This window comes from Streptomyces sp. NPDC050145 (assembly GCF_044460245.1).
In the GTDB taxonomy this organism is placed as follows: domain Bacteria; phylum Actinomycetota; class Actinomycetes; order Streptomycetales; family Streptomycetaceae; genus Streptomyces.
This window is the reverse complement of sequence record NZ_JBITJS010000004.1, coordinates 287,384-297,218: the sequence shown is the minus strand read 5'-3', so window position 1 is coordinate 297,218 and position 9,835 is coordinate 287,384. Positions and strand designations below refer to the sequence as shown.

At 69.8% G+C, this 9,835-nt stretch carries 8 protein-coding genes; 4 read left to right on the top strand and 4 right to left on the bottom strand.

From position 1 onward, the window contains the following. Positions 1-77: 77 nt before the first annotated feature. Positions 78-1,688 (bottom strand): beta-N-acetylhexosaminidase, encoded by a 1,611-nt coding sequence (locus ACIBTU_RS10660; protein ID WP_399125628.1) that lies wholly within the window; start codon positions 1,686-1,688, stop codon positions 78-80. Positions 1,689-2,087: 399 nt separating this feature from the next. Here ACIBTU_RS10660 and ACIBTU_RS10655 point away from each other — a divergent pair, with 399 nt between their 5' ends. Together ACIBTU_RS10655 and uraD are read left to right on the top strand one after the other, a co-directional pair. Next, positions 2,088-3,443 carry an MFS transporter gene (locus ACIBTU_RS10655; RefSeq protein ID WP_399125627.1) on the top strand — a complete coding sequence of 452 codons (1,356 nt, stop codon included), beginning with the start codon at positions 2,088-2,090 and terminating at the stop codon, positions 3,441-3,443. Continuing rightward, positions 3,440-3,967, top strand: coding sequence for a 2-oxo-4-hydroxy-4-carboxy-5-ureidoimidazoline decarboxylase (uraD, locus tag ACIBTU_RS10650; RefSeq protein ID WP_399125626.1), 528 nt, complete (start codon positions 3,440-3,442; stop codon positions 3,965-3,967). The genes ACIBTU_RS10655 and uraD overlap by 4 nt, the downstream gene beginning before the upstream one ends. A gap of 162 nt (positions 3,968-4,129) precedes the next feature. Here the strand turns inward: uraD and ACIBTU_RS10645 are convergent, their stop codons facing one another. Beyond that, complete coding sequence (locus ACIBTU_RS10645) at positions 4,130-5,713, bottom strand: purple acid phosphatase family protein (RefSeq protein WP_399125625.1); 1,584 nt, start codon at positions 5,711-5,713, stop codon at positions 4,130-4,132. Positions 5,714-5,920: 207 nt separating this feature from the next. On the opposite strand from ACIBTU_RS10645, the gene ACIBTU_RS10640 reads away from it, so the two are divergent. Beyond that, positions 5,921-6,178 carry a hypothetical protein gene (locus tag ACIBTU_RS10640; RefSeq protein ID WP_188338785.1) on the top strand — a complete coding sequence of 86 codons (258 nt, stop codon included), beginning with the start codon at positions 5,921-5,923 and terminating at the stop codon, positions 6,176-6,178. A gap of 31 nt (positions 6,179-6,209) precedes the next feature. Further along, entirely contained in the window at positions 6,210-8,027 is a 1,818-nt protein-coding gene (gene glmS, locus ACIBTU_RS10635; protein WP_399125624.1) for a glutamine--fructose-6-phosphate transaminase (isomerizing), read from the top strand. Positions 8,028-8,234: 207 nt separating this feature from the next. Here glmS and ACIBTU_RS10630 read toward each other — a convergent pair whose 3' ends face one another. Then, positions 8,235-8,825: a GPR1/FUN34/YaaH family transporter gene (locus ACIBTU_RS10630; protein ID WP_399125623.1), complete on the bottom strand. Its 591-nt coding sequence runs from the start codon at positions 8,823-8,825 to the stop codon at positions 8,235-8,237. Between the two features lie 182 nt (positions 8,826-9,007). Beyond that, complete coding sequence (locus ACIBTU_RS10625) at positions 9,008-9,532, bottom strand: universal stress protein (RefSeq protein WP_399125622.1); 525 nt, start codon at positions 9,530-9,532, stop codon at positions 9,008-9,010. Between the last annotated feature and the right edge of the window lie 303 nt (positions 9,533-9,835).

Below are 9,835 nucleotides of genomic sequence, written 5' to 3'. Positions count from 1 at the left end.
GCAGTCGGCCTCACGGACCAGGGGCCCGGGAGACGGTCCTCCCGGGCCCCTTTCGCACCCTCGCTCTCAGGCCCGGGTCAGCTCGCGGGCCACGGGACCTGGGGCGACCTGTAGTACCCGATGCCGAGGGCCTCCCAGCGGGGAGCCTGCTCGGCGAGCCGCGCCTTGTACGTGTTCCAGTCGTGCGTGGCGGCCGGGGACCAGCCGAGTTCGGCGACGCCGGGCAGCCGCGGGAACGCCATGTAGTCGAGGTGCGCGGACGTGGACAGGGTCTCCGACCACATCGGCGCCTCGACGCCCCGGATCGCGGAACTCGGGGCGCCGGGCAGGTAGTTGGCGGGGTCCCAGTCGTAGGAGCGCTGCGCCTCGACGTAGCCGGCCCAGTGCAGGCCGAGCGGGGTGTCCTTCGTGTACTGCATGTCGAGGTAGGTCCGGTCGGCGGGCGACAGGATGATCCCGGTGCCGTTCTTCGCCGCGTTCGCGACCTGCGCCTTCTCGGCGTCGCTCGTGCGGTCCAGGCCCCAGTACTGGGCGAGTGCGCCCGCGGCCGGGGTGGCGCCGGTCAGCTGGTGCCAGCCGACCACGGTCTTCCCGTACTTGGCGACGATCGGCTGGACCCGCTCCATGAACTTCACGTAGTCCGCGTGGCTCGTCGAGTGCGCCTCGTCGCCGCCGATGTGGAGGTACTTCCCGGGTGTGATCGCGGCGAGCTCCCGGATCACGTCGTCGACGAAGTCGTACGTGACCTCCTTGTTGACGCACAGGGAGCTGAAGCCGACGTTCGTGCCGGTGTACAGCGGGGGCGCCACTCCGTCGCAGTTGAGGTCGGCGTAGGAGGCGAGGGCCGCGTTCGTGTGGCCCGGCATGTCGATCTCGGGCACGACCTCCAGGTAGCGGTCGGAGGCGTACCGGACGATGTCCTTGTACTGCGCCTTCGTGTAGTGGCCGCCCGCACCGCCGCCCACCTGGGTGGAGCCGCCGTACTCGGCGAGCTTCGGCCAGGAGTCGACGGCGATGCGCCAGCCCTGGTCGTCGCTCAGGTGCAGATGCAGCTTGTTGACCTTGTAGAGGGCGAGCTGGTCGATGTACCGCTTGACCTGTTCGACGGTGAAGAAGTGCCGGGACACGTCGAGCATGGCGCCGCGCCACGCGTAGCGCGGGGTGTCCTCGACGGTGCCGCCGGCGACGAGCCAGGGGCCGGGCTGCGGGCTGTCGGCCTCGACCTTCGCGGGCAGTTGCTGACGGAGCGTCTGCACGCCGTGGAAGAGTCCGGCGGCCTCGTGGGCGACGACCGTGACGGACCGGCCGTCGCTCGTCAACCGGTAGCCCTCGGCGCCCAGTTCGGTGTCCTGCTCGCTCACTTCGAGCCGGATGCCGTCACCGGCGGCGGTGTCCGTGACGGGCAGCGGGTACCCGGTGGCGGGCCGCAGCAGCCCGGCGAGGTACCCGCCGATCCGGCGCGCGTCGGCCGAGCGCTCGTCCACCCGGATCCGCGTCCTCGCCGTGATCTCGTACGGGGTGCTGCCCGGTGTCACCGAAGCGGGCGCGGGCACGACGCGGCCGAGCGGCGTGGGCGCGGCGGCGCTCGGCGCCGCGGCGGCGGGCCCCGCGCCGAGCGCACCGGCCCCGGCGGCGACCAGGAGCAGCGAGCCCAGCAGGGCGCGAGTCGATCTGTGGCGCTTCCTCACGAGACGATCCCTTTCGACGGATGCGATGGCGGTGTTCGTCGTGCGGTGGAGCGACCGGCAGGTCACCCTGCGTACCCTCCCGCTCACCACTGAACCGGTCAAGGTGTAGACCACTCGCCGTCATCCGGATGGACGCGTTCCGGCCGCCCCCCGGACACGAACGCATAACTGCATCCAACACGCATGTTTCCAGGCGGCATTGAGGTTCATCTCCGCTGATCACGGCCGTCCCGGTGACCGGAAAGCGAAGCCTTGACAGCGGTATACCAACACTCCATTCTTAGGCCACTCAGCGGAAGTCACTTTCCGCAATACGAAAGTGAGACCTCGTCAGACCACCGAGGCCGCTGCGATTCGCTGCGATGCGAGACCCCCCTGTTCACGATCAAGGGAGACGTCATGGGGAGCACGCAAGACATTTCGGGCGCGAAGGCGCCACTGGACCCCATCTACCGCAAGGTCTTCCTGCGGCTGCTGCCGTTCCTGATGATCCTGTGGACGCTCGCCTGGATCGACCGCGTCAACATCGGCTTCGTGAAGCTGACGATGACGGAGGATCTGGGCTGGAGCGAGGCCGTCTACGGCCTCGGCGCCGGAATCTTCTTCATCGGCTACTTCCTCTTCGAAGTGCCGAGCAACCTGCTGCTCCAGAAGATCGGGGCGAAGAAGACCCTGATGCGGATCACGATCGGCTGGGGCCTTACCAGTATCGCGATGGTCTTCGCGACGACCCCGGCGATCTTCTACTCCCTCAGGTTCCTGCTGGGCGTGTTCGAGGCCGGCTTCTACCCCGGCATCATCCTGTACCTGACCTACTGGTTCCCGGCCAAGCGCCGTGCGAAGGCCTTCGGCACCTTCATGTCCGCCTCCGCGTTCGCCGGGGTCCTCGGCGGCCCGCTCGCCGGCTGGATCATGAACACCTTCGACGGGGTCAGCGGCCTGAACGGCTGGCAGTGGGTCTTCATCGTGGAGGGCACCCCGTCGGTGCTGGCCGGCTTCGTCGTCTGGTTCTACCTGACGGACCGTCCGCACCAGGCCAAGTGGCTCACGGTCGAGGAGCGCGAGGCGATCGCCGAGGACCTCGCCGCCGACGACAACGCGGTCGAGGGCCGCGAGCACAGCATGCTCCAGTCCCTGAAGTCGGGCCGGATGTGGCAGTTCATCGCCATCTTCTTCTGCATCATCTCGGCGAACTCCGCACTGACCTTCTTCGGCCCGACCCTGGTCCAGGAGGTCGGCTTCAAGGACCCGCTGGCCATCGGCTGGATCATGGCGGCCGTCAACCTGTGCGGCGGCATCGGCATGATCCTCAACGGGCTGCACTGCGACCGGTCCGGCGAGTCCCGATGGCACACCGCCACCGCCGTCACCCTCGGCGCGATCTCGCTGGCCGCGGCGGGCCTGCTCCTGAACGTCAGCGCCATCGGCACCCTGATCGCCCTCGGCCTCGCCGTCGTCGGCACGATGAGCGCCATCCCCGTCTTCTGGCAGATGCCCAACTGGTTCCTCGCCGGCGGCGCGGCGGCGGGCGGCGTCGCCCTCATCAACTCCATGGCGAACCTCGCCGGGTTCGGTGCCCCGTACCTGCTTGGCGCCGTCAAGGACAGCACCGGCAACCTCAGCCTCGGCCTGTTCATCGTGGCGGCGGTCGAGATCTGCGCCGCCCTCCTGATCCTGAAGTTCGTCCCGCCCTTCCGGACGAACGCGACGACCCCGGCCCCCACCTCGAACGACCTCACGGAGCAGACCGTATGACCCCGCAGGACGCCCCCCGCCTCACCCTGACCGACATCGACGCGATGACGCGCGACGCGTTCGTCGCGGCCCTCGGCGGCATCTTCGAGCACGCCGCCTGGGTCGCCGAGGAGGCCCACGCCCGGCTCCCGCTCGCCGACGCCGAGGCCCTGCACGCGGCGATGATGGACGTCGTCCGCGCGGCCCCCGACGAACGCGTCCTCGCCTTCCTCAACGGCCACCCGGAGCTGGCCGGTTCCGAGGCACGGGCCGGCACGATGACGGACGACTCGACGGGCGAGCAGCGGAGCGCGGGACTCGACGCGCTGACGGCGGCCGAGGTAGAGGAACTGACGACCCTCAACCGCGCCTACCGCGAGGCCCACGGCTTCCCCTTCATCCTCGCGGTCCGCGGCCGCGACAAGGAAACGGTCCTCAAGGAACTCCGCACCCGAACCTCCCGCCCCACCCCCGCCGAACGGGAAGAGGCCCTGACCCAGATCACCCACATAACCCACCAACGCCTGACCAGGTTGGTGAAGTAGCCGATCGCGCCCTGTGCCCTTGGGGACATAGGGCGCGAGCAATCTGCCCCTGGGGCGCACGAAGTGTGCCTTCAGGGGCGCGGGGAACTGCGCGAGAAGCCCCACCGGGCCGCACCCGGCGACGATCCCAAGCCCCTACGGCGAGTCACCGCACACCCGGTCTCAGCGGACGCGCCGAGCCACCACGAACCGGTCGATCTCGGCCCCCGACTCCGCGATACCCCGAACCGTGAGCGTGGCCGTCCGGCCAACCGCCGCGGGCCGCACATCGACCCGCAGGAACGAGTAATTGGTATACCGCACCCGGGACCAGTCCACGGTCACGGCCCGCTTCACCCCGTCGGCCTCCCCGACGTACGAGGCGAACGGATCGACGTCCACCTCGTGCCCCGCGTACGTGTCGGCCACCGGGAACGCGTACAGGCTCTTCCCGGCCGCCCCCGCGGTCACGTACACGACCCCCTCCGTCTCCGGATACACGGTCCCCCCGATCGGCAGCTCCTTGGTGACCTTGTCCCCCTTGAGCACGTCGGACCGCTCGTACACGTGGTTGTGCCCGTTGATCACCAGATCGACGGTGTACTTGTCGAACAGCGGCACCCACTCCTTGCGCACCCCGCCCTCCGAGGCGTGCGCGCTCGCGGTGCAGTAGGCGCAGTGGTGGAAGAACACGACGATGAAGTCGATGCCCGACCCGGCGGCCCGGAACTTCTTCAACTGGCCCTCGAACCAGGTGGTCTGCGTGCCGCCGGAGAGCCCGAGGTTGGCCGGGATCTCCCAGGAGACGTCGTTGGCGTCGAGGGAGATGACGGCCGTGTTGCCGTGCACGAAGGAGTAGACGCCGGGCAGGTTCTCGGGGTCCGGCCCGTTGCCGGGCGGCGAGAACCGGGCCTGCTGGCTGCCGTAGCCGTGCGGCGCGTACCAGGCCTCCATGTCGTGGTTGCCGTAGGAGACCATCCACGGCACGGACTTGGCGACGGTCTCGGTCTGCGCGAGGAACTGGTCCCAGGTGCGCGCGTCGAAGGTGTCCGTGGTCTTCCCCTGCCCGGACGGGTCCGCGTAGGCGATGTCCCCGGCGTGGAGGTGGAAGGAGGGGCCCTGGGCGAGGATCAGGTTGTCGTTGGCGAGGGCGTGGTAGCTGACGCCCTGGTCACCGAACGCGGTGAAGGTGAAGGCCTCCGCGCGGGCGGGCGCGGTGGTGAAGGTCCCGATCGTGCCGGCGAACCGCGGCGAGGCCGGGTCGAAGCCCTGATGGCCGACACCGTAGTAGTAGGTGCGGCCGGGCTTGAGGTGGGTCAGCTTGGCGTGGACGTAGTACTGGGTGTGGTCGGCGCTCGTGCCGACGCCCGCCGGGGTGTACAGCGCGCGCACCTCGGCGGGGATCTTCCGGGACAGCTCGCCCGCGTGCGCGCCGACGCGGATGTACGGGTCGCGGACGGCGGCCGGGACCTGCCAGGAGACGGTCATCTCGGTGCGCGGGTCGTCGCCGTAGGAGAGGTGACGGCCGAAGGGGGCGACCAGGGCGCCGTCCACGTGCTCGGCGGCGGGCCGGTCGGCGCGGGAGACGGCCGGGGTCGCGGCCTGTGCGGGACCCGGGACGAAGACGCCGCCGGCGACCGCGCCGAGGGTGACCGCGCCGCCGCGGATCATCGTGCGGCGCGAGAAGCGGGAGCGCAGGTACTCGTGCTGCTCGGCGAGGGACCGGTCGGCGAGCTCGGCGGGTACGCCCATACGGGGAATGTCCATGCCGAGAAAGTTGCTGGGGGCGACTTTCCCGGCCGGATACGCCGGATGAACGCGGGCCGAACAGGCGGCATGCCGTCCTTCAAAGCTTGACCACTTCCACCCCAAGCGCCCCGGAAGGGATGATTCCGGACCGGATCCGGTGTGACATCTGCCCGAAAGCGGGCAGAATTCTTGCGAAAGCCTCCACCGTCCCCCAGGATCTGTCGAGTGCACGAGGAACTTGTCGATCATCTGACACGCAGCACGCCCCTCAGCCGGGGCGAGGCACTGCGGGTGATCCAGGACGTGCTCGCCTACTTCGACGAGTCGGCGGAGGACTACGTCCGCCGCCGCCACCGCGAACTCCAGGCCCAGGGCCAGGTGAACGCGGCGATCTTCGAACAGATCCTGGCCGATCTGCCGTACCGGGCGGTCGCACCGCCGGAGCTCTCGCTCCGTCAGCTGCGCCGCATCGTCTACGGCTGAACCGGCCGACCAGAGGGGATTCTCAGAACTTATGTGCGGAATTGTCGGCTACATCGGCAAGCGTGACGTCGCCCCGCTCCTCCTCGAGGGGCTGCAGCGCCTGGAGTACCGCGGCTACGACTCCGCGGGCCTGGTCATCACCAGCCCGAAGGCGACCGGTCTGAAGATGGTCAAGGCGAAGGGCCGCGTCCGCGACCTGGAGGCCAAGGTCCCCAAGCGCTTCACCGGCACCACCGGCATCGCCCACACCCGCTGGGCCACCCACGGCGCCCCGAGCGACGTCAACTCGCACCCGCACCTGGACCCCGAGAACAAGGTCGCCGTCGTCCACAACGGCATCGTCGACAACGCCCAGGAGCTCCGCGCCAAGCTGGAGGCCGAGGGCGTCGTCTTCGCCTCCGAGACCGACACCGAGGTCATCACCCACCTCATCGCCCGCTCCCAGGCCGCCACCCTGGAGGAGAAGGTCCGCGAGGCGCTCAAGGTCATCGAGGGCACCTACGGCATCGCCGTCATGCACGCCGACTTCAACGACCGCATCGTGGTGGCCCGCAACGGCTCCCCGGTCATCCTCGGCATCGGCGAGAAGGAGATGCTGGTCGCCTCCGACGTCGCCGCCCTCATCGCCCACACCCGCCAGGTCGTCACCCTGAACGACGGCGAGATGGCCACCCTGAAGGCCGACGACTTCCGCACCTACACGACCTCCGGCACGACCACGACGGCCACCCCGGAGACCGTGGAGTGGGAGGCCGCCTCCTACGACATGGGCGGCCACGACACGTACATGCACAAGGAGATCTCCGAGCAGCCCGACGCGGTCGACCGCGTGCTGCGCGGCCGGATCGACGACCGCTTCTCCACGGTCCACCTGGGCGGCCTGAACCTCGACGCCCGCGAGGCCCGCACCATCCGCCGCATCAAGATCCTCGGCTGCGGCACCTCGTACCACGCCGGCCTCATCGGCGCCGGGCTCATCGAGTCCATGGCCCGCATCCCCGCCGACGCCGAGCCGGCCTCGGAGTTCCGCTACCGCAACCCGGTCGTGGACCCCGACACCCTCTACATCGCCGTCTCCCAGTCCGGTGAGACGTACGACGTGCTGGCCGCCGTCCAGGAGCTCAAGCGCAAGGGCGCCCGCGTCCTCGGCGTCGTCAACGTCGTGGGCTCCGCGATCGCCCGCGAGGCCGACGGCGGCATGTACGTGCACGCCGGCCCCGAGGTCTGCGTCGTCTCCACCAAGTGCTTCACCAACACGGTGACCGCCTTCGCGCTGCTCGCCCTGCACCTCGGCCGCATCCGCGACCTGTCGGTGACCGACGGCAAGCGGATCATCGAGGGCCTGCGCAAGCTGCCCGCGCAGATCAGCGAGATCCTCGAGTCCGAGGACGAGATCAAGAAGATCGCCGAGCAGTACGCGGGCGCCCAGTCGATGATGTTCATCGGCCGCGTCCGGGGCTATCCCGTCGCCCTGGAGGCCTCCCTCAAGCTGAAGGAGATCTCCTACATCCACGCCGAGGCGTACCCGGCCTCCGAGCTGAAGCACGGCCCGCTCGCCCTCATCGAGCCGGCGCTGCCGACGGTCGCGATCGTCCCCGACGACGACCTGCTGGAGAAGAACCGCGCCGCCCTGGAGGAGATCAAGGCCCGCAGCGGCCGCATCCTCGCGGTCGCGCACCAGCCGCAGGCGAAGGCCGACCACACGATCGTCGTCCCGAAGAACGAGGACGAGCTGGACCCGATCCTCATGGGCATCCCCCTCCAGCTCCTCGCCTACCACACGGCTCTCGCCATGGGCCGCGACATCGACAAGCCCCGCAACCTGGCGAAGTCCGTGACGGTCGAGTAATCCGACTGCCGCCGGGTGAGGGCCGATGAAGGCTGCGCGCAGCGCATGCCTTCAGGGGCGCGGGGAACTGCGCGACCAGCCCCCACCGGGCCGGCAGCCGGGCACGAGAGCCCGACCACGACGAACGGGCCCCTCCCAGCCCAACCCGGAGGGACCCGTTCGACCGGCGGAGCCGAGGCGTGCCCAGCGCCCCGGCTCCGCCCGCTGTCAGCCGGCGGCCGTCACCCCCCGGCCGGCAGCACGTCCACGCCCGGGCCACGCCATCCGCAGCCCCGCCACCGGCGCCGTCGCCCCGTACCAGGCGAGCACCCCGGCAACGACGGCGACCCAGCCGCCCGCCTTCGCGAGCCCCGCGGAGTCACCGAACTCCGCGACGGCCAGCAGCACGAGCGCCACGAACATCGCCCCGTACGTGCCCCGCACGAACGTCCCGGCCCCACCGGCGGCAAGCGTCAGCGTGAGCGCGAGGAGGGCGAACAGGAGCAGGAAGAGCCCCACGGCGTTGGCGGAGACGGCGTCACCGGCGCCGACCCCCCAGGTGAACCAGAACGCGCCGAGCCCGGCGAACGCCGTGCCCGTGAGGCCGTCGTCGCGCCGCAGCGCGAACAGGCCGGCGACGAACAGGGCGATGCCGCCCACGTACGTCGCGATCGACACGGCGTCGGCAGCCGTGACACCGTCGATCACCCGGGTGTGACCGATTCCGAACGCCAACAGGGTGATACCCAGGGCGAGTTGACCGAGCGTCGACACGGACGGGGTGGCCGCCGTGCTTCCCGCGGAGACGTCATTGTCCACAGCGGGCTCCCTTCGAACAGACACAGAAGTCCAGCGACCGGTATGTACCCTTCACAAGGGCACAAAGCACCTCTACGCGTCAGTAGGTTCGCTGCATGTCGCCATGCGACAAGGGCAGTTGGCGAGCGGGAGCCGGCGAGGGAAGTTGACGCGAGGTCAGACACCCTGAGGCCGTGGCCGGTTCAGGGGATGACGACGACGGGCCGCTGTGCGCGCCGCGCGAGCCGTCCGGCGACCGAGCCGAAGATCCGCCCCACGAGCCCGTGGGTGGAGCCCACGACGATCGCGTCGGCGGAGTACTCGTGCCCGACCTCCTCCAGCTCGTGGCAGATGTCGCCACCGCGCTCGACAAGGATCCAGGGCACCTCGGAGAGATAGTCCGCACAGGCCAGCTCGAGCCCGAGGACCTCGGTGCGGTGATCGGGGACGTCCACGAACACCGGCGGCTCGCACCCCGCCCACACGGTCGTCGGCAGCCGGTTCGCCACATGCACGATGATCAGGCCGGAGCCGGAACGATGGGCCATGCCGATCGCGTACGAGAGGGCCCGCTCGCTGGACGTCGAGCCGTCGAACCCGACGACGACCCCGTGCTTGAACGCGGGATCACAGGGATGACGTGTCTCTTCCGCCGCACGCGGGGTCGTCGTGGGATCGGCGACCTGGCGCTTGCGGCCTTCGGGTTCGGAAAATTCGTGACCGGCCATGAGTGTCTCGGCGTGTACCTCGTGGGCCTCTGTAGAGGGGACGACAACGATCGGCGGAGCTGTGTCCGGGAATCATCTTCCCAACCCCATACCCCCAAGGGTACGGCGACACTCCTCCTCTGCCCAGACTCCGGCCCGCGCCCAGGCCGGCCCTTGTCCACGCTCCGTGGCGTGTTCCAGGGAGCATGCACGAGCCCTCGCCCGTATGGCAATGGTTGCTGCCCCGTACAGGCGGTTTGCGCACCCTTGTGGCCCCCGTGACGGCCGGATCAAGTGACCGGGACCCCGGCCGCGCGTTGGAAC

Coding starts and splice junctions, on each gene's coding strand:
- ACIBTU_RS10655 (WP_399125627.1), top strand. CDS start 2,088: ATGGGGAGCACGCAAGACATTTCGGGCGCGAAGGCGCCACTGGACCCC.
- uraD (WP_399125626.1), top strand. CDS start 3,440: ATGACCCCGCAGGACGCCCCCCGCCTCACCCTGACCGACATCGACGCG.
- ACIBTU_RS10645 (WP_399125625.1), bottom strand. CDS start 5,713: ATGGACATTCCCCGTATGGGCGTACCCGCCGAGCTCGCCGACCGGTCC.
- glmS (WP_399125624.1), top strand. CDS start 6,210: ATGTGCGGAATTGTCGGCTACATCGGCAAGCGTGACGTCGCCCCGCTC.
- ACIBTU_RS10625 (WP_399125622.1), bottom strand. CDS start 9,532: ATGGCCGGTCACGAATTTTCCGAACCCGAAGGCCGCAAGCGCCAGGTC.